A 25,814-nucleotide genomic window follows, 5' to 3' on the forward strand; every position below is an offset into this window, starting at 1 on the left:
GCACTATACCATTGCCTTTTTTTAAAAAAAAGCAACTTTTTTTAAGTTTTTGCTTGACAATTTGATAACGTAACACTACTTTTATCATTAATTAACTATTAACTGATCTTATTATTAACAAACATGAAAAAACTTCTACTAGTAAGTTTGTGTTTCCTGATGTTATGCATAACACAGGCATTTGCACAAAACCGTACAGTTACTGGTACGGTTACGGCCAAAGATGATGGCCTACCCATGCCGGGAGTCTCAGTAAAGGTAAAGGGAACCAGCATTGGTACTCAAACCAACGCAGCAGGTAAGTATACCTTAAGCGTACCTAAAGGATCCACCACATTGGTGTTTACTTTTATCGGTTACGAACCCTTTGAAAAACCAATCACAGGCGGCGATGTTAAATTAAATTCACAAGGCAATGTGCTTGGTGAGGTTAACATTACCATGAACACCTCCAGCAGGCAGCTTGGTGAGGTTGTGGTAACGGGAGCTTTGGGTGTTAAGCGCCAGGCAAAAGAGCTTGGTTATGCAGCAACACAAATTGAATCAAAATCACTTACCGAAGCACAGGCAACTAACTTTACCAACGGCTTATCGGGTAAAGCCCCGGGTTTAGTGATAAATACTGTTGATAACGGTATTAATCCTCAAACACGTTTTACTTTACGTGGTAACCGCCACATTACCGGTAACAACTTTGCATTGGTTGTATTAAACGGCGTTCCGGTTTCTCCAAATGATGTAAACAACATTAACCCTGATGACATTGAAAGCGTAAACATTTTGAACGGTGCTGGTGCTGCCGCCCTTTATGGTTCTGAAGCTTCTAACGGTGCGTTGATTATTACTACCAAACGCGGTTCAGGATCTGGTGCCCCGGTTATCAATTACCAAAACACTTTCCAGTTAGAAAAAATTTCTTACTTCCCTGATCTGCAAACCCGTTTTGGTAGCTACGGTGGTGAAGGTGTTCCTTATGAAGATGCCAGAACTGGTTATATTACCACTCCGGTACCTTTTGAAAACCAATCTTATGGTCCGGCTTATAACGGTGCACTTACTCAGTTAGGTATTCCTGACGAGGCTGGTACAAAACAATATTACCCTTATTCAACTCCTAAAGTTGACCCTCGTTTAGCATTCTTTAACACTGGCCATACTGAACAAAATAGTGTTTCTTATGCTCAGGGTGATGCTAATAACAGCTTTAACTTATCTGCTAACCGTTTAGACAGAACTGGTGTAGTTCCTAACGATACTTATAACAGAAGTGTAGTACGTGTTTCTGCTACTAAAACTACTGGTATTGTTCATTTAGATTTCACCGCTGCTTATACTAACAGCAATACAAGTACTTATGGTGGTGGCTACCAAAACGGTGGTGCACTATTATCTACTTTATTAAATACACCATCATGGGTGCCAATTACTAATTTCAAAAACATCAACGCTCCATTTGCTGATGTTAATACCTACTTCAACTCGTATGATATTAACCCATACTGGTATGTAGATGAAAACAGAATAAATACCCGTTCTGATGTATTTAACGGAAGCTTTGGTGCTACTGTATCGCCTACAAAATGGTTTGATGCAACTTACCGTTTAGCTGATAACTTTGGTACTGCACAAGTACAACAAACAAAAGCACCGGTTAACTTTGATGCTTATGCTTTAAGTGATCCAACAGGTGGTTATGGTACTATCGCATCTGAAACTTTTGGTACCGGTGGTACAAGCGGTCACATTCCAGGTTATGTGTATAACACTACCCAGTTTGGTGACGGAAGTACCAATACAGGTGGTGGCCCTCAAGGTTATTCACGTATCCAACAGGATATGGTATTAAACTTTCATAAAACATTTTTTAATGATTTTAAAACTAACTTATTGTTAGGTAATACCATTTGGCAAGAATATTATAACAACCTGCAAAACAGCAGTACCCAATTATTGGTTGACAATTTTTACGGTATAGGCAGTATTTTAGGTACTCCGGGTGTTAGCCAGGATATTGAAGAAATCCGTCAGATAGCTTATTTCGGCGATCTTTCTATCGGTTACAAAGACTGGGCTTTCATTGAAGGCACTTTACGTAATGACCATGATTCAAGGCTTGCAGCAACCAACCGCTCATTCTTCTACCCTTCAGTAAAAGGTTCGGTAATTTTAACAGATGCAATTGATGCATTAAAAAACAATAAAATATTAAGCTATGCTAAAGTACGTGGTTCATATAGCCAGGTGGGTGACGTTAACTCGGTTCCTTATGGTTATGTAAACACTTACGCGCCAACTGGCGGTTTCCCTTACGGAAATACAGGTGGTTTAAGTTTAAGCCAACAATTAAACAACCCAACATTAAAACCTGAGTTAACCAGGGAAACAGAAGTTGGTGTTGATTTAGGCTTCCTGAACAACCGCATCAATGCAAGTGCTACTTATTATGATAGCCATACTAAAGATCAAACACTTCCAATCACTGTTTCTCCTGCAACCGGTTACCAACAAACACTGATTAACATTGGTGAGGTACAAAATACAGGTGAAGAGTTTAAATTGGATATCCAGGTATTAACCAAAGCTCAAAATGGCGTAGGTTTAACTTTAGGAGGTAACTTCTCTATCCAAAACTCAAAAGTTATTTCTCTATATGGTGGTCTGCAGTCAATCACAGTGGGTGGTTACAGCAATGCGGCTGTACAAGCTCGTGTTGGTAAACCATTCCCTGAATTATATGGTACCGACGTTAACCGCGACCCACAAGGACACGTAATTGTTGACGCTAACACTGGTATGCCTTCAGCAAACCCTAACCTGGTTGATTTGGGTCGTTTAACTCCTAAAAACTTATTAGGTTTAACTCAAACAGTTAGCTGGAAATTTATTACCCTTACTGCTGTGAGTGAGTTCCGTAGCGGCTATGTTGTTTATCAGCAAGGTTTATCAGCTGCAACTGCTGCAGGTACATCAGGCATTTCTGCACAAGCTGGCAGACAGGTGTTTGTGTTCCCTAACTCAGTTATCAATACTGGTAGCTCTGCTAATCCGGTTTACACACCAAACACTAATACTACTGTTTTAGATGGTAACCTGGGCTTCTGGGATTCTGGTGCATACTATAACTCTGCAAGTACTTATGTAGTTAATGGTGCATTCTGGAAATTGAGAGAGGCTGACTTAAGCTTCGATCTTACTCAATGGGTTAGAAAATCAAAATTCATCAAAAAAGCTTCATTTGCCATTACCGGAAGAAACCTGGTTATGTTAAGAGCTCCTGGTGCTAAATTTACCGATCCTGAGTTCCAATACAGCTCTGGCAACAATGGTATTGGTGTAAGTAATACTGGGCAATTGCCTCCAACACGTATTTTCGGGGCAAATTTAAACGTTACATTTTAATATAAGAGATGATGAAAAAGTATCTATCAATCATAATTATAGCACTTGCAGCTGCTAGTAGCGGATGTAAGAAAGATTATCTGAACCTGTCCAGCAACCCGAATAATCCGTCGGTGAGTTCGCCAGGTCTGCTTTTAACGGGCGCCCTTAAGGGTACTGCCGATATTGTTAATGGCCCTAATATGCAAACAACGCCAAACCCTCCAGCTGGCTTAACATCAACTGTAGGAACCGGTTACGTTATGTACGCTGCCTGGGGTGGTTTTGTTAGCCAGAGTACAGGTTTCCAGCCGTTTGTTTCATTAGAAGAGTACCAGTTCACCACATCAACTTATGATGAGTGGACATCAAACTACCTTAATATATCAAATTATACAGCACTTTTAAACTCAACAACAGAGCCTAATTACCAGGCTATTGCAAAAATCATGATCGCTTTTGATTATGAATCGTTAGTTGATAATTATAACAATGTGCCTTATACTTCTGCTATTAAGGGAACATCAAATCTAAACCCTACCTATCAAAATGGTATTGATATTTATGATGATTTGATGAAGCAACTGGATGCTGCTATTGTGCAAATTCAGGGTGCTGCTTCTTCTACCACTGCAGCTAATCCATTATCATTTGATGTGATGTTTGGCGGTAAAATGACCAACTGGATCAAATTTGCTAATACACTAAAATTAAAACTTGCTGTACGTGAATCAAGTAACTCAGCCATTGCAAGCAGATTTGCTGCATTAAAAACGGCTGCTGCTGCAACCGCCTCTTTGGGTTATTTAGATGCTTCTACTCCGGCGGTAGTTAATCCGGGCTATTTGAGTTCTGATGCTGATGGCGGACAACAAAGCCCGCTTTACCGTAACTATGGTTTTACTGCCAGCGGTGCAACTCAGACTAATAATAACGAATACCAGGCAAACTCTTATACAGCCAATTTCTTAGGTCAAAATGGCGATCCTCGTTTAACCCGTATTTACTTAGGAACTAATGATCCTAATGCAACAGCTAATCCTACCTTATTGGCTGGATCAGCGGTTAACGTACAGTTACAAGCGGATAGCACCTTATTAGCCGTTGTATCAACTTCATTTGGTGATGCACAGCCGCCTACAACAGCGGCAGGAAAAACCTTAACCCCAAGTAAATTTGGCCCTGGCATTATTCCTTCAGCTACTATGAATGCCGTTATCATTTCATCAGAAGAAGCTTTGTTTTTACAGGCTGAAGCTAATCTGGATGGTATTTTACCTGGAGGTGCTGCTGCTGCTCAAACATTGTACGAAGCAGGTATAACAGCTTCATTTGTTGATTTGGGTGCGCAGACAGTTACGCCTAATACACCAGTTGGTGTTACACCTGGTGTTACTGTATCAACCCCTGCAGCATCCGCCGCAGCGCTTTATGCAACAGGAGCTCCTTATGCATGGCCTGCAACTGCTGTTGACCAGGAAAAAGCAATTATTACCCAAAAATGGGTAGCTTTGAATCTTGCTGGTTCTTTTGAGGCTTATAACGAATTACGCAGAACAGGATACCCTGCTGTACCGACATCTATTTATCCAGGCGCAGATGCCCCTAATAATGTTACCCGTATTTTTTATCCGCAGATTGAATACGCCACCAACGCTGCAAACGTAGCTGCGCAGGGTACCATTGATAAATTTAACTCTAAGATTTTCTGGGCTCAGTAATAATTATTTAAATAATTAAAGAAATGAAAAAATTAATCTTAATAACATCCCTGATTGCGATTACGCTTTCGTCTTGTTTGAAAGACAGCCCTACAACTGTCAACTTTACAAACGCAGGGAACATAGTAAACTTTCCGCTTAGCGGAACCCCCAATTTTGGGTCTGATGCTTTAACCGGTTCGATTGATACCATACAATTCGCTGTTGACTATGCCACAGCAACCCCTAATAAAGCGTTATCTGTTACTTTGGCCGTAGACCAGACCTTAACAACCGCTTATAATACTGCTACGAGTGCAACTACAGGTGTTACTTATGAACCAATGCCTACAAGCGTTTATTCGTTGTCTACAACAACTGTAAATATTGCTGCAGGTGCACAATATGCTTTCGTAACGTTAATTGTACAACAAAACCAGCTTGACCCAACAAAGAGCTATATGTTGCCGATAAAAATTGCAAGTGCTAATGGCGTTCCTATTAGTGCTAACCAAAGCGTACATTATTTTCACATAATTGGCAATGCTATTGCTGGTCCTTACACTTATAATTATACTCGTTACAATAATGGTGTAGGCCCTTCAGTTGGTGGAGTATTGCCTCCAGTAAATGAGGGAACAGTAACTCTTGTTCCTGATAATGCTAACCAGGTAGAAGTGGCAAGTGCTTATGTTGGAATTAGATATGTAATAACATTCGACCAAAGCGGTACTACTTTATCTAACTTTGCAGTATCACAAAATGCTAGTGATGTTTCATCTGCACTAACCAATAGTGGCGTGTCGATTGTTCAACCACCTAAAATTATTACAGCAGATCCGGTAAACGGGGTATACGAATTCTACTACATTGCTAAAAACTCTGCGGGTAGTTTGAGGTATATAGATGATAAATATTCTAAATAATAATATTTAAATTATTTTTAAAAGCGGCTCCGGTTTACCGGAGCCGCTTTTTTTATAACTGCTAAATAGAAGTTTTGAATGTCCAGTTCAATTATTTAACCTAATATTATAGTTGGTATAGAGAATAACCCAGTTGGTGTAATTTATTTGCGCCTGTCGTTTAATGATAATATCTTTCACAAAAGATAAAATAATTAACAAATAACCTTACACATGAAAAAAACAACCATCATAGCATTAGCTATGCTTTTGGGTTTAAGCGCCTGTAAAAAGGACGCCAGTACCATAAACCAAGCGCCATCTGCCCAGGTAAAAGCCAGATCCCTCGTTGTCAGCCATAACTATGTGGACTTGACTTTAATGCCACGTGCAGCAGGTCAAAACTATGATACCTACCAGGGGGTATGGCAGGGCCTTCAGGTAACCGTTCTTGGGCCATTAAGTTGGAATATCCAGCAATATCCTACATTAGTTAATGGTGTTCCATTGGTTGGTGCTTCAGTAAGTACCAGCATCGGTAGTGATTCATACATTAGTGAACAAAATAGTGGCCCTGATGGAAATGTTTTTGCCGGATCAGAAGGCGTATTGGAGGGTGGAAACTATGCCCAGTTTCAAGCCAGCCTGGATAACTATTATCAGGCTTTGGACAATTATTTTGACGCTAACGCAAGCGGGACGCCGCCGCTGATAGGTGATTATGTAAATACTAGCTATTCTTCTGTTCCTGGTTTTGTAGTGTTTACCGGTAAATTAATCCGGGTTACCACCGGATCAAATGTAGCGATAGCTGATATTGGTTACCCCCTGCCTACAGCGAGTACAACAACAATACCATCGACTAATTTTTATATCAGTGATCCGGATCAGGTCCATTATGCAAGTGTAAATTATGCTTTATATGGCTCGAATGGTGTATGCAAAAACGCAACCATTGAAAACAGTTCAACAGTTGTGGTTATTTCCGCCTCCTATACATATCTTGGCAATGGAATATTTCAGTTTTGGGGTACAATAATAAGGACTGATGGCACCAGCTTTTCGTTTAACATAACAGACAACCCATCTTAATTTAATTGAGTATAAAAGGCAGGTTCATTTGGTTTGAACCTGCCTTTTATACTATTATGTCCTTATTTAATCAGGATTTGTCAGCCCTTATTTCTTATCCACACTATTTCTTCCCGGCCCAACAATTAGCAGGCCCGCAAATACTACTGCATCTTCAATAGCGTGTGATGCACCCGCTAAACCTTCTCCCTTGCCGAAACACATCGCGGCAGCCACAATAAGATTTATCATTAAAGCAAAACACACCGGGCGAAAAGCTAGCCCGATAATTAAAAGGAAACCGCCAAAAGTTTCTGTGGCGGCACATAATAGCCCCCATACTACCGGCCAGAAGTGTATGCCCACGTATTTTGTGGCGCTACCCAGCTCGCGCCATTCTGTAGGGCCGCCGCCTAATTTTGGATAGCCATGGTAAATGAACATTACGCCAAGTCCTACACGCATAATTAATAAGCCGAAATTTTTATAATTACCTAAACCTTCAAATAGGGCCATATTTTAATTTTTAAATGTTTAATATTTAATTTTTACCTCAGTTTGTTTTACGGATAAATTTAACATTTTACCGAGTATTAAACTGCAATTATCAGGAATATGCCCTGCCGGGAAATCAAAACAAACCGGGTAATCATATTCCTTAACTACTTCCAGTATAATTTCGGGTACGGTTTGTCCGAATGGAATATCATTGTCCTTTACTTCGGAAAATCCGCCAACAATTAAGCCCTTTAGTTGGGCCAATTTGCCTGCGCGTTTTAAGTTGCGCATCATGCGGTCAATAGAGTATAGATATTCGCCAACATCTTCAATAAACAGAATTTTGCCATCGTAATCCAGGTCAGATACAGAACCGGCCACTGCTATCAGCAAAGATAAATTACCGCCGATTAAAATGCCGGAGGTGTCCCCAACACGATTTAAGGTATGCGGGTGAACATGGTAATGTAGGTTTTCGCCAAAAAGGGCTTTTCTTAAGGTTTCGAATGAATGGGCAGAAGCATCGAGTATATTGATGGGCATTTGCCCGTGTATGGTTTGAACCTGGTAATTAGCATACAGGTGAGTATGCAAAACGGTAATATCACTAAAGCCGATTAACCATTTTGGGTTTTGCGCAAAGCGACTAAAATCAACCTTGTCAATCATCCTCATTGTACCGTAACCGCCGCGGGCGGCTATGATGGCCTTTATGCTGTCATCATCAATAAAGCGCTGCAAATCTTTTGCCCTTAAATCGTCATCGCCCGCAAACTGGTGATAACTGGCGTCAACCGTTTCGCCTAAAACAACTTCCAGTCCCCACGATTCAAGTAAGCTGATGGCATCTGTCATAGGGTTAGGCAGCTTTTTTGCGGGGCAGGTGATGGCTATTTTATCCCCTTTTTTTAAATAAGGAGGCTGAAGGCCTGATGATGCGGGAGAAGTAGCCGATTTTTGCATTATTTGGTGTTTTGTAAAGTCTTATGGTTATTCCCCTCAATAATAAAAAACTTTTCTCAATCTGCTTATAACATTTCTTTCCTGCTTACTGACTTCCCCCGACTTTCGCGCTAAAAAAGTATCTTTGCAAAAAGGAATACTTTAATGTCAAAATTGGATAAGTTTAAACGGTTTACCATTACTTCGGCTTTGCCGTATGCTAACGGGCCGCTTCATATAGGTCACTTAGCCGGAGCGTACCTGCCGGCTGATATTTTTGTGCGCTACCTTCGCCTTAAAAAAAAGGATGTAGTTTATATCTGCGGTTCTGACGAGCATGGCGCAGCTATCACCATAAAAGCAAAAAAGGAAGGCACTACACCACAACAGATTATTGATAAATACCATAACCAGATTAAAGACAGTTTCCAGGAATTTGGGATCTCTTTTGATATTTATCACCGTACTTCATCCGCTATTCATCATGATTTGTCGCAGGAGTTTTTCCTGAACCTGTATGAAAAAGATGAGTTTGTAGAGAAGTTTTCGGAGCAATATTACGATGAAGATTACCAGCAGTTTTTAGCTGACAGGTATATTATTGGTACCTGCCCCAATTGCCATAACGAGAATGCCTACGGCGATCAGTGCGAAAGATGTGGGACTTCCCTTAACCCAACAGACCTGATCAACCCTATATCAACCTTAAGTGGTAAAAGCCCGGTTTTAAAGCCTACCAAGCATTGGTATTTACCACTGGATAAATATCAGCCCTGGCTGGAAAAATGGATCGACGAGAAAGAAGGGGAGTGGAAGGTAAATGTTTTTGGTCAGTGTAAATCGTGGTTAAAATCGGGTTTGCAACCACGCTCCATGACCCGCGACCTGGATTGGGGAATTGACGTGCCATTGGAAGAAGCAAAAGGCAAAAAGCTTTACGTTTGGATGGATGCCCCTATTGGCTATATATCAGCTACCAAGCAATGGGCCATTGATAATGGAAAAGATTGGAAACTATACTGGAAAAAACAGGAAAATGAGGCTGATGAATCTTGCCTGTTGCACTTTATAGGTAAAGACAATATTGTGTTTCACTGTATTATTTTCCCATCTATTTTGCATGCTCATGGAGGATATATTTTACCACAGAATGTGCCGGCAAATGAGTTTTTAAATCTGGAAGGCGATAAGCTCTCCACCTCACGTAACCACGCGGTTTGGTTGCACGAGTATTTGGAGGAATTTCCGGGTAAGCAGGATGAGTTACGTTATGTATTAACCTCCATATTACCCGAAACCAGCGACAGTGAGTTTACCTGGAAAGATTACCAGGCAAGGGTAAATAATGAACTGGTAGCCATTTTAGGTAATTACATTAACCGTGTAATGATATTGATGCACAAGTTTTATGATGGCAAAATTGAAAGTGACGCCGCAAAAATTGTGCTGACCGACAAAAACCTGGATGCAGATCTGGGTGATTATTACGACGAGCTTCACCAAAACCTGGAGGCGTATAAATTCAGGCAGGCATTACAAAATGTAATGGATATTGCCCGTTTGGGAAACCGATACCTAACAGAGAAGGAACCCTGGAAATCGATAAAGACAGAACCGGAAGCGGCTAAAGATGCCTTGCATAACTGTTTAATATTAATTGGGCATTTAGCTACCTGCTTGCAACCATTTTTACCTGCTACGGTGAAAAAAATTATCGGTATGCTGAATCTGCCTTTTGAGGCTATTGCTTTCAATACAGAAATATCCTTTGAAAATGGCCATCAACTAAATGCTGCGGACCTGCTTTTTGAAAAAGTAGAAGACGAAGTAATAGAAAAACAATTACAAAAACTGGCTGATAAAAAAGCAGCAGCTCAACCAGCCAAACAGATAAGCATTGTACCGGCAAAAGAAAATATTGATTATGAGACTTTTGCTACCATGGACATCCGTACAGGAGTTATTTTGACTGCCGAAAAAGTAGCTAAAACGAAAAAGCTGTTAAAATTGACAGTTGATACTGGTATTGACGAACGTACCATTGTATCTGGCATTGCTGAGTATTTTGAGCCGGAAGCAATTATTGGCCAAAAGGTAAACGTTTTGGTAAACCTGGAGCCACGAGAAATAAAAGGTATTATATCCCAGGGAATGATCCTGATGGCAGAGAATGCTGATGGCAAGCTCAGTTTTGTATCGGCCGATGGCGATATGCACAATGGCTCGGTAGTGAGGTGATGATTGAAGTGCAGATGAAGTACAAATGTTTTGCCAGATCAGCTAATAATTTGCACCTTTGCAGAAATTTAGATTTGCTTAAGGATAAATTCTGAAATTGCAAATTCGAATTCCGAAATCAAAAAGGTCCCGTAGTTCAACGGATAGAATAGGAGTTTCCTAAACTCTAGATATGAGTTCGATTCTCGTCGGGACCACAAAACGACCCACCGTATGCCAAGCATGGGAATAGAATTAAAAAGCCTTTAGATGAAAAATCTGAGGGCTTTTCAATTAATCATATATTCGCATGAATCAAACAGATTACTGTTATATCACGGTTATTGAATGATTGCCTGATGAATATGTATTTAATAAAGGCAGTGTATTTAATTAGTTATTGGCCTAAAAGCCGGTGTATTTACAATATGATAACCAGCTTTTGAACCCTTGTCAATTAGATTGCTCACGTTTCCAGTTACATTTTGGAGATCAAAACCAAAATAATGTTTTTTCACTGTGCGGTTATCTACAGTTATATTGTTGTTAATTTCACCATTGGTTATGTTATAAATAGCACAAACAGTACCTGAAAAGCTGGATGTTTCATTACAACAATTGGTAAAATTATTATCAGAAATAATGGCATTTACCGTATTAGTAAACCACAAGCCGTTTACGCCACAATTATTTACTTTATTATTCACAACTGATACATTTGAAAGAATTGTTGCGTCATTAAGCTGCCCATTGGTTCCTAAAGTACCAACAAAAATCGCACCCCTGCCGGTTGAATTTTGTCCGTTATTATCATACATAATACCCATTATTTTTTGAGAGCCGCAACTGTTGTTAATTTTATTATTTTGTATTATAGCCCCATTCACCCTTGCGGTACCTCCAATATTAATAGCCTGTGTATTAAAAATAGCTATACCTGCACCCACTGTTGAGGAAATAGTGTTGTTTGTGATTTCAATATTTTTACATGATATGGAGCTAATGCCCTGATAAGCGTTGTTAATTACATTATTGTATATTTTTATGTTTGAGGCCTGGGTATAGCCATTTTTCCTTATAAATAATTTTTGCCCATCGGTACCATAATCGTGGCAGGCTAAAGCATCGTCTTTAATATTGCTTAAGGTGTTTTCAAAAACTTGTACATTAGCACAGTATATTTCATGTATCCCATCTCTATAACAATTTTTTATATTATTGTAAGATGCTATTACTCCAATACAAGCGATGTGGGCAATCCCCATTTCGTTTGATCCGTCAATAATTAATTTAGTTGTGGTGATGTTTTTGCATTGTACATAGTTGATGCAGTTTTCTGAACCGGCACCCGCTATAGGTTTGGCTGAGCAAAGTATTTTCCCATTTTTAAAAACTATTGTGTTACAGTTTTCAAATGAAAAGCCAATTTTTGACGGGTCGCGATTGATTGTTGAGTTATTTAGATCGATTATTTTTTTTACAGATTTAACAATTACAGTGTTTGTTATTTTATAAACTCGACCTTTTTTAAAAGTAATATCGCCAGTAGCATTCAGCGCTTTTTTTAACGCCTCTGTATCGTCATGTACGCCATCTCCAATCGCACCAAATTCTTCAGGTGTATGTGTTTTAGCAATAGACTTAGGACGTATTATGCCAATCTGTTTTATATAAATGATTTTTTCGGATATTTTAATGGTTGCATTAGCATGACTAAAAATACACCAAAAATTAATGACTACTATTAATAAAATGTGGTGCCAGTTTCTCATCTTTTTTAACATGTAACGTACTTTAACTGCAATCTAATATTTGTATAGTTGCAATTTAGGCTTTTAATTCCGAAACGACATTAGCAAGCTATTCTCTTCCAAACCTGTCGAACAATGCAAATCAACCATAAAAGAATTCGATTTTGTAGCCTAGGGACCACTCACGGGAAAGGAGCGATAACTTCGCATCTTTCTCGTTTATATTTTCACGTAACTACCTGTTAATGTGATATATTAATTGTGCAGCTTCGTTCAATCTTGTAGTTCGATATTTTTTATTGGGCAACCGAATGGCTGATACAAGGTTGTTGGAAGTAATGGCAGGACGACACGCAATAAAGAACGAACATTATTTCCCGGCAATTTTTTTTCGGTGCACAGTTCCCCAATCTGTAAGATTACTGATGATGGTTTGCAACGTATTGCCGTGTTCAGTAAGTTCGTATTCAACCGTTATAGGTTGTGTAGGTAAAACGGTCCGTGTTACCAATTGGTTTATTTCCAGTTCCTTCAATTCTTTGCTTAGCATTCTGTTGGAAACTCCTTCTACATCATTCAGAATATCAGAAAACCGCCTTTTGCCGTAACAGCAAATAGACGAAATAATAGCAATCTTCCATTTGCCATTCAACACGTCCATTGAATCCTGAACGGCTCTGATTCTTTTCTTTTGTTCCTGTTGAAACTCTTCTATTTTACACCCCATAATGTTACTTGGTTACACCGATGATACTGTTATTTCAGTACAAAACGGCAAATCTTCCTTTATTTAAATAGAAAACAAAATCCGAAAAGCCCTGTTGTTTAATTTAATAGGGCTTTTTTAAAACCTCATATTGAGGTATTAATATTGGTTTAAGATACATTTTTTCAATATCCTGTTCCCAGGACTTTTTTAGACAGATACTTTAAAGCCCTATCGTATGTATCGGAAAAAGCGCTACTTCCCATTAGCGCGTCCGTTGAATTTTGAACGGCTCTATTTTTTCTTCCTTTGCTCTTGCAAATCTTTAATCTGACACATCACAATGTTACTCTGTTACCTCTGTGTTACTGTTATCTTTCAGTACAAAGTTACTAAAGATAACTTTAATAGTCGACTTTTGTCGCTCAACCTTTAAAAAAAGAAATAATGAATAGATTAAAAAATAAAGTAGTAGTTATTACAGGTGGTAATAGCGGGATAGGATTTGGCATTGCCCAGGAATTTAAAAATGAAGGTGCTAAAGGAGTTATTGTCGGCAGAAATCAGGAAACTTTAGATAGTGCTGTAGCTCAACTTGGAGATAATTTTATAGCCATAAATGCCGATGTAACCAATGTTGCCGACCTGGAAAGGGTGTTTGCAGCAACAGCTGAAAAATTTGGTAAAATAGACGTGATCGTAGCCAATGCGGGTGCCGGGGCGGTAGGAACTGTGGCAACTTTTGACGAAGCCGCGTTTGACCAGGCCATTGACCTGAACCTGAAAAGTGTTTACTTCACAGTTCAAAAAGCATTGCCCTATATGAATGACGGTGGCTCTGTTATTTTGATCGGTTCAAATGCTGCTCATCGGGCCTATGCGAATTTTACGCTTTATGGCGCTGCAAAAGCAGCCGTGATCTATTTAGCCAAAGCATTCTCAAGCGATCTTTTAGACAGAAAGATCAGGGCAAATGTTATAACACCAGGTACAACAGATACACCGGCATTTGACAAGTTCGTTCCCGCAGAACAAATGGAAGCGGTAAAAAAACACTTTTCAGATCAAATGCCGATAGGCAGGATCGGGCAACCATCTGACATTGGTAAAACAGCAGTTTTCCTGGCCTCTGATGATTCTTCGTTTATGCTTGGTGCTGAACTCCTTGTTGATGGTGGGATGACTTATCTGTCTAAATAATTGACCCTACACTCGCGCGGGTTTTTAACCCGGTGCCATTAAATAATTAAAATAATTTTCAAAATGAGTAAATCAGAAAAGAAAGTAGTGAGCTACGCAATTATCGGCTTCGGCAAGATCGGCCAAGCCCTGGCCAAGGCATTTGCCCGCAACGGAATCGAAGTATCCGTTGCAACCACGCGCGACCCGGAAAGCTTTGCATCCGATGCCGCCGCAATCGGACCCGAGATCATTCCCTCAACACTGGCGGAAGCCGTCAAGGCGGACGTCATCTTTTTGGCTGTGCGTTTTGAATCGCACACGGATGTCGCGAAGGCGCTCCCCACCTGGCAGGGGAAGATCATCGTTGATGTGACCAATGCCTACGGCGTGCCCCCTGAGAAAATGGGAGGACTGCCTTCTGCCTGGTTCGTGGCGCAGGCCTTCACCGGTGGAAAACTGGTTAAGGGCTTCAACCATTTGGGCGCTGCCATTCTTGATCAGGATCCGGCCGTACATGGTGGCAGGAGAGTCGTGTTCCTGACGAGCGATGATGACGGCGCAGCGGCGGAGATTGGTGCGCTTGCGGAAAATCTCGGTTTCGCGCCAGTCAAACTTGGCGGGCTTTCGGAAGGCGGACTGCTGGTGCAGGCGCACGGAAATACCTGGGGTAAACTTATCTTTCAGGACCTGGTCAAATTCGACTGATTAATCCTGATCGCAAATTTTAAAAAAGATGAAAGACAAAATAACACAAGAGAATGTCCGGATTGTGCAAGCCTTTTTTGCAGCAATTGGCGGCGCCGACAAGCAAGGCGTGCTGGCACTGGTAGCCGAAGATATCGAGTGGATCATTCCGGGTGAGGACTGGCCGCTGGCCGGCACGCACCGCGGGCACAAGGAATTGGTGGCTGTGCTTCGGAAGGCTTCCGAAGAGGTGGAAATGACATACCCAAAGCCCCCCGAATTCTTGGCGCAGGGAGACCGGGTTTTCGTTATCGGCGTGGCTACGGGGAAAATCAAAGCCACGAATAAGCCGTTCAAGGACGATTGGGTCTTCGATATTACCGTTCGAAATGGCAAACTAACGACTATCCGGGAGTATATCGACACGCAGGCACTGGCGCGGGCCTCCGAGATGCCCATAAGCCACAAGGCTTAATGAGCGAATGGACGGGCTTTAAATTCATAAGCTCAAAGACAAAAGATAAAAGGCAATATGACCGTTTATAAGTTAACGGGGGTTTCACCAATACACACTAAAATAAATGTTTCAACAGCATAAGCTTCCTTCAAATCCCTGTTTCTGCCGGAAGCAGGGATTTATCAGGCAGGTTGAGTAAATTGCGCATAATTATATTGTTGAACGATGTCCAATTTTGAAGCGCTTTTCGATTACATTCAAGAAATATCAGGAAAACTACTTTCAGCGGATGATAAGCATTTGTTGATGGAGTATTTCAAGCCCAAAAAACTTCGAAAACGGCAATACTTTTTACAGGAAGGAGACGTGTGCAAATATATCGGGTTTATTGTAAAAGGATCTGCCAGAACCTTTACGGTAGATGAAAAAGGGCATGAACATATACTGAAATTATCTTTGGAAAACTGGTGGCTGGCCGATTTTGAAAGCTTTTACCTTTTAACGCCAAGTCGCTTTAATATTGAAGCGCTGGAGGATCTGGAGGTTCTGCAATCAACCAATGCTCAAATTGAGGAGTATCTTAAGCATATACCTGCCTTTTCGGCGATGGCGAACGTAATCAGTCAAAATTACACCATTGCCAACCAGAAAAGAGTGCAGGCCGCTATGAGCTATACGGCTGAAGAGCGTTACGAGGATTTGATCAGCAATTATCCGCAATTTCTACAGCGGTTCCCGCAAAACATGATCGCTTCTTATCTGGGTTTATCCCCGGAAACGTTGAGCAGGCTAAAGAAAAACTCTTTTAAATAGATCTTTATAGCCTTTCAACAAAGCGCCCGGCTTTTCAATTGCCGCTTCAGAAACCCTTATCGGTATATCTTCCTGAATGCAAAAAAAGTGCTTACTAATGGAATATGGGCCCTTGTAACCGGTCAGGCTTTCTGTTGCTTTGGTTTTTTGCCTCTGCCTTAAGTTGCTATTTTACAGTTCGTTATCAGCTTAATGTGATTTAGGCCATCATCTTGAATTGACTTATATCAAGCGCACTTTATGATTCATGTCAATACGGAGTTCGTTACAGTACCGCACCTTTGTATATGATTCAGAACGGAAAAATCCTGAAGAATTTGAAATTAAACGATTCAATGAATATTAACAAAAAAAGTATTAATTAATAAATAGAAATAATGAGTAAATTAAAAAACAAAGTGGCGGTAGTTACCGGTGCTTCAAAAGGAATAGGTGCAGCTATCGCAAAACACTTTGCGGCAGCAGGCGCAAAGGTAGTTGTGAATTATGCTTCAAGTAAAGAAGGCGCAGATAAAGTGGTGAAAGCCATAACGGACAATGGCGGCATTGCCATTGCGGTGCAAGCCGATGTATCGAACGAAGCCGATGTAAACAGGCTCTTTGACGAAACAAAGAAAGCTTTCGGCGGGTTAGATATTTTGGTGAATAACGCGGTTGCCCAGGGATACGCGCCTATAGAACAGATCTCGGTAGCAGCATTTCATCAGAGTTTCAACGTCAATGTATTAGGGCCTATACTGACTATCCAGGCAGCTTTAAAATTATTTGGCGACAAAGGCGGCAATATCATCAATATCAGCTCAGGTGCAAGCAAATACCCGCTGCCGGGAGCCTCTTTATACTCTGCAACTAAGGCGGCTTTAGATGCCTTCACCATTGCTTTATCGAAAGAACTGGGTGCAAAAAACATCCGTATCAATTCTATTTTACCCGGCGCTACTGAAACGGAAGGCGCAGCCAGCGCAGGCGTCACTGCCGGCAGTGAGTATGAAAAGATGTTTGTTGCCAAAACACCGCTTGGCCGCAGAGGCCAGCCCGCAGATATTGCGAAAGCTGTCGTATTTCTTGCTTCCGATGATGCAGCCTGGATCACAGGCGAGCAAATTTCAGTTTCGGGTGGTATGTACGGTTTTTAAATCCATAAACTCAAAAAAAATGAAAGGCAGTGGGACGGAATTATCTTACAGGCATATCGAATTAAAATAGTTTGAAACATTTCTCGTCGCCGTTTTCGAAATCGGCCTTTATTGTACCACCAGCTCAATTAATAGTTGTAGATGCTCTATAAAATTATTGGAGATTGGAGCCTTTGAGACCACTGAATCAATATTAAAAATGATAAATGCCTGCAAATCAATTTTGCAGGCATTTATTAAATAAGGCTCAATTATACATGATTTAGTATAAAAATGGCGAGTCTTTAACGTACACTTAAAAGAAAGAATAAAGGCTTAAATATTTGTTTATTTTAAAGTAAATCCGAAAGTCGATCCTTCACCAGGCTCACTTTGAACCCAAACCTTTCCACCATGGCTTTCAATTATTTCTCTTGATAGGAATAGGCCCAGTCCAAATCCTTTAACTCTTATATTGTTTTCGTCGTGAACGCGGCTATAGCGGTTAAATAAATGTTTCTGATTATCAGTTGAAATTCCCGGCCCCTTATCGCTAACGCCAACCCTTATTTGATCACCGATTTTTCTGCAGCTTATGCTTATAGGAGTATCTGCTGGCGAATATTTTACAGCATTGTTGAGGTAATTTATTAGTACCTGTATGATTTTATCTTTGTCAGCATTTACTTTCACATGATTTTCGGATTCCATTTTGAAAACCCTGCCGGGGTACATAAATGCCATGTCCTTTATTATTTCGGAAATCGTATCCGTCAGGTCAAAACCCTTTGGCTGAACAATCAATTTGCTATTTTCCATATGTGACAGTGTCAAAAAGTTATCGATCATATTTACCATTCGCTCAGTCTGATAGTCGGCTTTCGCCAGGTTGTTTGCCAGCTCATTAACTTTTTCTTTTTTTACTATTTTGTACGAATGCTGAACATATAATTTTGCTATACTCAAAGGCGTCCTAAGCTCGTGACTTAAAAACGCCATTAGGTCCTTCCGTTGAAATTCCTCGTTTTTTACTGTCGTGATATCAGTAATTGTACCCATAACCTTTACGGCTATTCCGTTGCTGTAAAATAATGAACCCGTAATTTTTAACCAGGTTGCCGTATTGGATTCACCAATATTCACTTTAATAACTTTCTCAACCTGGGTGTGATTTTGACAAGCGGATCTGAAAGATTCAATTATCCCTAAAGCATTTAAATTTATCAACTGACGGGTAATGGTACTTAAATTAATTTGAACACCTGTTCTTAATCCCAATAATCTTATTGAAACAGGGCATAAACTGATCTGTTGTGTAAGAATATTTAATTTCCAGCAGCCTAACTCATTATAGGCCATTAAATCTTTTAAATCAGCAACGGTAAAAGGACTATCTTCCTCCGCCTGACAACAAATGGTCGAAGTATTGAATTCATTATTAATAGGTGATACTTCTTTTTTATTGAAAAAGCTCATTTGTTTTGGCGTATCATTTATTATTTGATGTCTTTGTGTTTCCATGGCTAATTGAGTTAAAAGTAATTGCTGGTCTGTTTTGTGTTATAAAACTAAGTCTGTAGTAGTCTTAATTCCTGAGTTTTCGATGAATGGGCAATTATTATCGATAAACTAGTTTCAAAAAATAACAGCTAAAATTCTTGTGGCAAGTGGAATCAACAAGGTTATGATATTCAGTATGTTCTTTAATCTATTTTGACGCAAATGGACAATATAACATCAATTTCTTATTTTGTTTTCTAACAAACTTCAGCGTTGCAAATAACCAGCATTGAACTCAAACATTTCCTTTTAAAACTTTCAGGAAAAGATGTGTGCATTAATGATATATCATTTTTATAGTATCTGCAATCCAGCGTTGTAATCTCTTCGTCCCTCAATAAAAAGCCAGCATCCGGTAAAGGACGCTGGCTTGGCAGAGATTAATAAAAATCGAATAAGGTCGCTGATTATTTAATTTAATGCGTAATTGATATTGTTTTCGGCGATTTTGCTTAACTGCGCATCTGCTGCTTTGTCCTCAGCCAGCGTTTCGCCCAAAATATCAGCTACATTGTGGTAACCTATGTTCTTAGCCAGATTAACCATGGAGGTATATGTGGCAATTTTATAATGTTCGGCTTTCTTGCCTGCGAAAATCAGCCCTGTATCTCGCTGGCTGGAGCCTTCAATAGTTGCACCGATCACATCCACGCCTTCTTCTACAATATCGGCTATAGCTGCACATTTACCAGAATCAACCTTTTCATTGAACATGCCGAAAACCTGTTCCAACCGGTCAACATGGGTTTTTGCCTGATGCCCGTGCTGGCCGAAGGCATCTCTTAATTCCGGTGTGCCTGCCGCTTCCTGCAACTTTGGCAACGCGGTGAATAACTTTTTTTCTGCCCAATAAATATCTCTTAACTGGTGAACAAAAAACTCCTTGAGCTTTAAATTGGTCGCTTTCACTGTTTGTGTTTCCATTAATTTGAAGATTAATTATATGTTAAAAATTATTGTGAATTCATAAACGGCACACACCAAAAAACATGGGCGTGCTTTTAATCCCGGTTAACCCGGCTTTGATAAAAAAGTAAAATTTTGGAAGTGCAGCAGATATGCTGGTATTATAAAGAGTGGTGCATATGATAATTTATTAAAAAATTATGATGATGACTTGTGCTGTTTTTATATTAATTAATACGTTTGGATGGGCTCGATATTGCATTTTATTTTCTTTAATAATGCTTGGTGACCCTAACTGCTTAATCTGTAGTTAGTAAGGTGGTGGAAATAAATTTTAAATAAATGGGGATTCACAAAAAATTTAAAATGGCATAAATGCCCCCTTGTAATGGCGTTTATGCCCCTTGTTAAATTTAATTGCAGCTAATAACTTCATTATAGAATATTACATACAATAAAGTATGGCAATTAAACTATAAATATGAATAGTGTGATCAGACAAAACAAAGAGTTCCGGCGAGCGCTATTGGTCCTTGTCGTCTTATTTATTTCCAACCAAAGTTTTGGCCAAAAGACCACAGATTGGGAGCTTGAAAAAATTCCGGTAAGTCTTGAGACGGACTTCGCATTAAGTGCCCTTCCTCCGCAACTGCGTCATGATGCCACTGTTTATTTATTGAATCCTAAAAAGGGTTATTATGTAGCCCATAAGGGGTCCAATGGGTTTATGTGTTTCGTTACGCGGACGGAATGGGAGTGGGGGGAATTCAGGAAAGACGATGCCGCTGCCATCGGCTTTGACGCTGAAGGTGCCAGGACAATTTTTCCTGTTTGCAGCGATGTTGCAGCTATGAGGGCTACAGGAAAATTCACAGCCTTACAGATAAAAAATATAGTAATTGACAGAATCAGGAAAGGAATATACAAGGCTCCGGCGAGAACCGGCATTTCATACATGCTGGCCCCGGTAATGCGCACCTATCCCGGAAAGCCGGATCATCATGACGTTATGACAATGAATATGCCACATTATATGTTTTATGCTCCGTATTTAACTAATAAAGATATAGGAAATATACCAAACGGTGAGGCTGATGGGCCGGTTGTAATTAATCCGGGCGCTATGTGGCTTGGGGAAAGAAAGAGTCCATACGGGTATATAATTTTACCAGCAGGAGTAACCGAAAAGGCGAAAATTATTAACGAAAACAAGGGATTGCTGAAACGACTTACCGACTATAAATCTTATTTTAAAGTTGACCCGGGCAGCATGCAGCAATAGGTTTAAGAAGACGCCTTTTCTCTGTTCAAATAAGTTCATATAGCAAAACTGTTTTGCTTATACTAGGAAAGAAAAAGCCGGGCGAACCCGGCTCTTTCTTTTATTTACAGGTCCTATCACACACTCCTGACGATTTGCAAGTCTTGCTGCAATAATCCGTACATGTTGGTTTAGTACATGATTTTGCGCATTTAGTGCAATGATTCATCTTGCTATTGCAGCATGGAGTGTTAGCGAAAGAAATTGTATTTATAGATAATAGTATCATCGTAACGATGAAAAGAAACTTTTTCATGATTTTAAATTTTTAAATGAGTTTAATAATAAATGTCCTGAGTGATAAGCTTACAGGTATAGCGTTATTATTAAACTTTTGGAGGATTCCAGTTTGGAAGAGTATAATCGGATAAACTACCCATATGGTAAGGAATAACCTGTAACTCTATAGCTATTGGAATTAAAGGTTTCACAAAAATAGGGTCAACTGTTAAGAAACTGCAAGCTGGACAAGATAAGATGATATTGCACCCCCTTTGGCCGCAATCATCCTTTTGATCAGGAGCGGAAGGCGTCCGTTTTGCCATTTCATGACAGCAGGTTTTCATTTCAGAAGTATGCATAACTTTTGCCTTTCCTTGAAAAGTTATAAGGAAAACCATGCATATCATCATAAAAAAAGCCGTCACTTTCATTACATCAAATATCAATAATGTTTTTGAATCAGATTAATATTATTGATAATTATTCATCAAATGCGTAAGTCTTTTTACAAGCCCGTGATTTGTTAGTAATCTTTGGGTTGATTTCTCCGGGAGTGTTGGGTGGGGTTATATCCAGTCCAAAGGAGACAACTGCGGTCAGTAAAAATTATTTCTATATTTGCCGTCCACTTATCGCAAAATGAAGAGAATACTGAACCTGGCAATTGTTCTGCTTACCATTTTATCGGGCTGCAAAAAGGAAGGCGGCCAACAGGAGGCGAAGTCAAAAGAGCCTGCCATGACCCATGTAAAAATTGAGCCTTTGTATTCAGCTTATATCTGGGGACAAGAAGTTAAGTTAACCATTGATTCGCTCGATATCATCAACCCCGCAGATATTAGCATTGATTTCGGTTCTAATATAACGATCCACCCGACACGAATTGATACGACAAGCGTTTTTTTAATGTACCTAATACGCTACTGAATAGATCAAATATTTTTAACGTAATTATTAGTGGGCTAAAAAGTAATGACGGGTATTTGACACTGCAACTGCCTTTGGTGTCAGGTGTGAGCAATACCACCTTGCTGCCAGGCAGTACGATCACTATTTCCGGACAATATTTTAATCCGGCATTGGCAAATAACCAGGTGTTGCTGGATACTGCGGTGCTTAGCGTGATTTCGGTTACACCTACCCAATTGGTTGTAAAAGGAGATAATGTATCGATGTCAGATATGGGAAACCTGACGGTCAAAACGGGCAAAGATCTTGTAACGGTTGTACAAGGAAATTACGGTGTTTATAAATATTTGACCCCTAAGAATAATTTTCCGGGACCGGCGCGTTTTGGGGCAACTGCTGTTGCCATTGGGGGAAACATTTATTTCGGATTGGGAAAATCGCAGGTGACGGATTATGCACTGGCCGACTGGTGGAAATACGATCCTAATGCAGATAAATGGACACAGCTTGCCAGCTGCCCTGTGGCTTCCTATATTGTGAACTCCTTTAGTATTGGTACAAAAGCATATGTGGGCATGGGTTCAGGACTCTTATTCGATAATAGTTTCTGGTGTTATGATACATCCGCAGATACCTGGAAGCAAATAGCGTCATTTCCGGGCACTTATACTATTTTTCCGGTATGCTTCAGCTCAGATAAATATGGTTATATGATAGGTGGGAGTCAGGATACACCTAATGCCCTTACCAATACTAATGATGTATGGCGCTATAACCCGGTAACTGATAGCTGGCAGCAAACAACAAGTTTTCCGGGTTTGCCGCGTGGACAAGCAATGGGGTTTACCTTAAATAACAAGGGTTATGTAATTGGCGGAGCTGCCCAGACAGGAGGATCAGATCCATATATAGCGGATGCATGGTCGTTCGATTTTGCCACCGAAACTTGGAAACAATTATCAATGCCCCCGCAATATGTGGCCAGAAGCGCGGGTTTCGCTTTTTCAGCGCAAAATAAAGGATACATAGGTGGCGGTTTAGTTACAGATGAGGGGGGCTATCCATACGTTTATGAATACGACCCTGTAGCTGATAGCTGGACCTTAAAGGAAAAGGTTTTTGCTCCAATTAAACTCTTCTCAGCTTCTGTGAGCGTTAACGGTATAGGCTACATTATTACAGGGGAAGCATATTTCGGCTGGTATTATGCAGGATCGCAGAGCTTTTTCCAGTTTAAGCCATAAGGTATTCGCCCATTAAATGAGAATTTCGAATGAATGAAACCTCAACTAATAAGATTAATCAAAAAGGATTTAGATTTCTATCTAAGGCCTTTTTGATTACGCATTGAAAATTATAGGCAATAATAAACCTGTTAAATTATTGAATAATATGATTAATCTTTAAGTTGTGTGTAATTTGTTTTGTAAATATTTCTGCTCCCGCTGCAGATAAATGAAATTGATCAACAAATAAATGATCGTCAGAAAATAATTGGGGATTATAGAAGTTCAAATAGATATTATTGTATTTCTCAACTATGTTTTTACAGGTGTTAAAGTGATCATCAATAATTTGTTGTGCTTCTGCTGAATATACATATGACTTTTTTATAGGCGACTGAACAAAAATTAATTTTATGTTGTGCTCTTTTAAAAACACACATAACGCAGTTAAATTTTTGTATTGGCTATTAGTGTAATTGGTTGGAAAAGGGTCTTTGGCATTCCATCTGCTTGCTGAAATGTTTTTTTCGGGAATGTATAACAGCGCCCCGCCATAGTCGTCAAAATTCAGAGAATCGTATTGATCATTTACACGTTCAAGTTTATCAGTTGCTTTTTTCCTGGTATAGATATCGGCTATAGAATTGAAGTTTTTGATGTAGAAATAAGGTGTAAAGGTTTCTTTAAAAAATTTGTTAGTGTTATAATAGTTTTCCAATGCAGGTAAATTTCCGGGGAGTATAAAATCTGGAATTGAAGAGCTGATTAGTATATATTTAGGCTTGTAGTTTACTATATCCTTAGCAATAACTTCTTTTATATCATTCATCTGAAGACCCCAGGAAGAAAAATTAAAGAATGATGTATTCAAACTATCTTTTATAACTTTTGAGCTTAAATTATTTAATGTTATAGATGAACCTATTGCTGCTAAATCAATCTGTTTTGGTTTTTTGTTATTTACAAATTTGATTTTTGCATCAAAACTAATTGAATTTGTAAAAAGAGGAGTATACCCAAAGTGCATTAATAATACTACTAAAATAGCTACAGGTACAATAATGGCCGATAAACTGCTAACGGTTTTTAAATATTCATTTTTCATAAATTAAAATTGAAAATAAATAAATTGACTGTTTGTGGCCGTACTACCAAGCAGCAATAAAAAAATAAATAAGTAGTATATGCCCCAACGAAGATATTTAGGCTGGCTATTAATAAAATCTTTGATATTCATTTTGCCCTGCAGGATGTGAATCAATTCTAAAAATAAAATTACAATTATACCCTTTTCCAGGTCATGGCTGGCCGTCGTGATTTCTAAAGGTTTATGGTGAAGCAAATTTATCAGATCGGTATAAGTTTGCGTAAAGGCGCTTTTTATAATGTATAATGCATCATGAATTTTTCGTGCCCGGAAAAAGACCCATGCAATGAGGATAAGGAAAAAAGTTGTAAATATCTGAATGGCTGAATATACCGCCGGTAATTTAGCGATACCCGTAAAAGCAACTATTTTGTTTCTAACTTTTTGCGTAACTAAGGCAAAAATTAAATAAAAGCCATTTAACGCTCCCCACAAAATATAAGTCCAATTAGCTCCATGCCATAAGCCACTGATTAAAAAAACAATAAACAGGTTAAAATACCAACGTGGTACGCTAACGCGACTTCCCCCTAACGGTATATATAAATAATCTTTGAACCATGTTGAAAGTGAAATATGCCACCTTGTCCAAAATTCGCTGATACTTTTTGAGTGATAGGGCCGGTTAAAATTTTTCATTAATTTAAATCCCATAACATTTGCGGCACCTATAGCAATGTCTGTATATCCGGAAAAATCGCAGAAAATCTGAAATGCAAAAAAAATTGTGGCTATAACAAAACTTAATCCGTGGAATTTATGAGGATTATCGTAAACTTTATTTACAACAATTGATAATCTATCTGCAATTACCACTTTTTTGAATAAGCCCCATGCCATTAACTTTAAACCATCTGCAATTCGTTGGTAATTGAAATCATGTTTTTTGCGAAACTGATACAATAAGTTTTGTGGCCTTTCAATTGGACCCGCTACTAGTTGCGGGTAAAACATAACATATAAGCTATATATACCAAAGTTTCGTTCGGCTTTTTGGTTCCCTCTGTATACCTCAATGGTATAACTCATGGCTTGAAATGTATGAAAAGACAACCCAATAGGAAGTAAAATGGTTAAATAAGGCAAATGATTAAGGAGGCCGAC

General features: G+C 39.4%; 22 protein-coding genes and 1 tRNA gene. 14 read left to right on the forward strand and 9 right to left on the reverse strand.

The genetic code is table 11. The annotated features are described in order from the left end of the window. Positions 1 to 123: 123 nt before the first annotated feature. The 4 genes from JN11_RS05535 to JN11_RS05550 all read left to right on the forward strand — a co-directional run bounded on the left by JN11_RS05535 (position 124) and on the right by JN11_RS05550 (position 7,075). Positions 124 to 3,399: a SusC/RagA family TonB-linked outer membrane protein gene (locus JN11_RS05535; protein WP_144910424.1), complete on the forward strand. Its 3,276-nt coding sequence runs from the start codon at positions 124 to 126 to the stop codon at positions 3,397 to 3,399. Positions 3,400 to 3,407: 8 nt separating this feature from the next. Further along, the gene (locus JN11_RS05540; protein ID WP_144910426.1) at positions 3,408 to 5,099 is read left to right on the forward strand and encodes a SusD/RagB family nutrient-binding outer membrane lipoprotein; all 1,692 of its coding nucleotides are present in this window, start codon (positions 3,408 to 3,410) and stop codon (positions 5,097 to 5,099) included. A 23-nt stretch (positions 5,100 to 5,122) separates the two neighbouring features. Further along, positions 5,123 to 6,004, forward strand: a complete 882-nt coding sequence (locus JN11_RS05545; protein WP_144910428.1) for a DUF1735 domain-containing protein — start codon at positions 5,123 to 5,125, stop codon at positions 6,002 to 6,004. 213 nt (positions 6,005 to 6,217) lie between these two features. Beyond that, positions 6,218 to 7,075, forward strand: coding sequence for a hypothetical protein (locus tag JN11_RS05550; protein WP_144910430.1), 858 nt, complete (start codon positions 6,218 to 6,220; stop codon positions 7,073 to 7,075). Positions 7,076 to 7,162: 87 nt separating this feature from the next. Here the strand turns inward: JN11_RS05550 and JN11_RS05555 are convergent, their stop codons facing one another. Next, positions 7,163 to 7,570: a DoxX family protein gene (locus tag JN11_RS05555; protein WP_144910432.1), complete on the reverse strand. Its 408-nt coding sequence runs from the start codon at positions 7,568 to 7,570 to the stop codon at positions 7,163 to 7,165. Between the two features lie 18 nt (positions 7,571 to 7,588). Next, complete coding sequence (locus JN11_RS05560; RefSeq protein WP_144910434.1) at positions 7,589 to 8,515, reverse strand: S66 peptidase family protein; 927 nt, start codon at positions 8,513 to 8,515, stop codon at positions 7,589 to 7,591. Positions 8,516 to 8,659: 144 nt separating this feature from the next. Here JN11_RS05560 and metG point away from each other — a divergent pair, with 144 nt between their 5' ends. Continuing rightward, positions 8,660 to 10,732 (forward strand): methionine--tRNA ligase, encoded by a 2,073-nt coding sequence (gene metG, locus JN11_RS05565; protein ID WP_144910436.1) that lies wholly within the window; start codon positions 8,660 to 8,662, stop codon positions 10,730 to 10,732. A gap of 125 nt (positions 10,733 to 10,857) precedes the next feature. Next, positions 10,858 to 10,929: transfer RNA gene (locus JN11_RS05570), tRNA-Arg, on the forward strand. Positions 10,930 to 11,100: 171 nt separating this feature from the next. On the opposite strand, the gene JN11_RS05575 is transcribed toward JN11_RS05570, so the two are convergent. Together JN11_RS05575 and JN11_RS05580 are read right to left on the reverse strand one after the other, a co-directional pair. Further along, positions 11,101 to 12,483 carry a right-handed parallel beta-helix repeat-containing protein gene (locus tag JN11_RS05575; RefSeq protein WP_144910438.1) on the reverse strand — a complete coding sequence of 461 codons (1,383 nt, stop codon included), beginning with the start codon at positions 12,481 to 12,483 and terminating at the stop codon, positions 11,101 to 11,103. Between the two features lie 349 nt (positions 12,484 to 12,832). Further along, positions 12,833 to 13,189 carry a winged helix-turn-helix transcriptional regulator gene (locus JN11_RS05580; protein WP_144910440.1) on the reverse strand — a complete coding sequence of 119 codons (357 nt, stop codon included), beginning with the start codon at positions 13,187 to 13,189 and terminating at the stop codon, positions 12,833 to 12,835. 426 nt (positions 13,190 to 13,615) lie between these two features. On the opposite strand from JN11_RS05580, the gene JN11_RS05585 reads away from it, so the two are divergent. The 5 genes from JN11_RS05585 to JN11_RS05605 all read left to right on the forward strand — a co-directional run bounded on the left by JN11_RS05585 (position 13,616) and on the right by JN11_RS05605 (position 17,440). Further along, a complete protein-coding gene (locus tag JN11_RS05585) occupies positions 13,616 to 14,368 on the forward strand; it encodes a glucose 1-dehydrogenase (RefSeq protein WP_144910442.1) in 753 nt (250 codons plus the stop codon). Between the two features lie 63 nt (positions 14,369 to 14,431). Next, on the forward strand, positions 14,432 to 15,055 hold the full coding sequence (locus JN11_RS05590; RefSeq protein ID WP_211360658.1) for an NADPH-dependent F420 reductase: 624 nt from the start codon (positions 14,432 to 14,434) through the stop codon (positions 15,053 to 15,055). A gap of 28 nt (positions 15,056 to 15,083) precedes the next feature. Further along, the gene (locus tag JN11_RS05595) at positions 15,084 to 15,509 is read left to right on the forward strand and encodes a nuclear transport factor 2 family protein (protein WP_144910444.1); all 426 of its coding nucleotides are present in this window, start codon (positions 15,084 to 15,086) and stop codon (positions 15,507 to 15,509) included. Between the two features lie 207 nt (positions 15,510 to 15,716). After that, entirely contained in the window at positions 15,717 to 16,304 is a 588-nt protein-coding gene (locus JN11_RS05600; protein ID WP_144910446.1) for a Crp/Fnr family transcriptional regulator, read from the forward strand. Between the two features lie 377 nt (positions 16,305 to 16,681). Beyond that, positions 16,682 to 17,440: an SDR family NAD(P)-dependent oxidoreductase gene (locus tag JN11_RS05605; protein ID WP_144910448.1), complete on the forward strand. Its 759-nt coding sequence runs from the start codon at positions 16,682 to 16,684 to the stop codon at positions 17,438 to 17,440. A gap of 327 nt (positions 17,441 to 17,767) precedes the next feature. Here the strand turns inward: JN11_RS05605 and JN11_RS05610 are convergent, their stop codons facing one another. Beyond that, positions 17,768 to 18,940 carry a sensor histidine kinase gene (locus tag JN11_RS05610; RefSeq protein ID WP_144910450.1) on the reverse strand — a complete coding sequence of 391 codons (1,173 nt, stop codon included), beginning with the start codon at positions 18,938 to 18,940 and terminating at the stop codon, positions 17,768 to 17,770. A gap of 450 nt (positions 18,941 to 19,390) precedes the next feature. Continuing rightward, positions 19,391 to 19,903 (reverse strand): YciE/YciF ferroxidase family protein, encoded by a 513-nt coding sequence (locus JN11_RS05615; protein ID WP_144910452.1) that lies wholly within the window; start codon positions 19,901 to 19,903, stop codon positions 19,391 to 19,393. 463 nt (positions 19,904 to 20,366) lie between these two features. Between JN11_RS05615 and JN11_RS05620 the strand changes: the two genes are divergently transcribed. Next, positions 20,367 to 21,167: a hypothetical protein gene (locus tag JN11_RS05620; protein ID WP_144910454.1), complete on the forward strand. Its 801-nt coding sequence runs from the start codon at positions 20,367 to 20,369 to the stop codon at positions 21,165 to 21,167. Between the two features lie 365 nt (positions 21,168 to 21,532). Here the strand turns inward: JN11_RS05620 and JN11_RS05625 are convergent, their stop codons facing one another. Further along, positions 21,533 to 21,859, reverse strand: coding sequence for a hypothetical protein (locus JN11_RS05625; RefSeq protein WP_144910456.1), 327 nt, complete (start codon positions 21,857 to 21,859; stop codon positions 21,533 to 21,535). Positions 21,860 to 22,067: 208 nt separating this feature from the next. On the opposite strand from JN11_RS05625, the gene JN11_RS05630 reads away from it, so the two are divergent. Continuing rightward, a complete protein-coding gene (locus JN11_RS05630; protein ID WP_144910457.1) occupies positions 22,068 to 22,355 on the forward strand; it encodes a hypothetical protein in 288 nt (95 codons plus the stop codon). Positions 22,356 to 22,411: 56 nt separating this feature from the next. Next, positions 22,412 to 23,581 (forward strand): kelch repeat-containing protein, encoded by a 1,170-nt coding sequence (locus tag JN11_RS05635; RefSeq protein WP_144910458.1) that lies wholly within the window; start codon positions 22,412 to 22,414, stop codon positions 23,579 to 23,581. Positions 23,582 to 23,717: 136 nt separating this feature from the next. On the opposite strand, the gene JN11_RS05640 is transcribed toward JN11_RS05635, so the two are convergent. Further along, complete coding sequence (locus JN11_RS05640; protein WP_144910459.1) at positions 23,718 to 24,668, reverse strand: hypothetical protein; 951 nt, start codon at positions 24,666 to 24,668, stop codon at positions 23,718 to 23,720. Positions 24,669 to 24,671: 3 nt separating this feature from the next. Further along, positions 24,672 to 25,739: an MBOAT family O-acyltransferase gene (locus JN11_RS05645; RefSeq protein ID WP_246138946.1), complete on the reverse strand. Its 1,068-nt coding sequence runs from the start codon at positions 25,737 to 25,739 to the stop codon at positions 24,672 to 24,674. Between the last annotated feature and the right edge of the window lie 75 nt (positions 25,740 to 25,814).

Origin of the sequence: Mucilaginibacter frigoritolerans (assembly GCF_007830615.1) — a bacterium.
GTDB classification, from domain to species: Bacteria; Bacteroidota; Bacteroidia; order Sphingobacteriales; family Sphingobacteriaceae; genus Mucilaginibacter; species Mucilaginibacter frigoritolerans.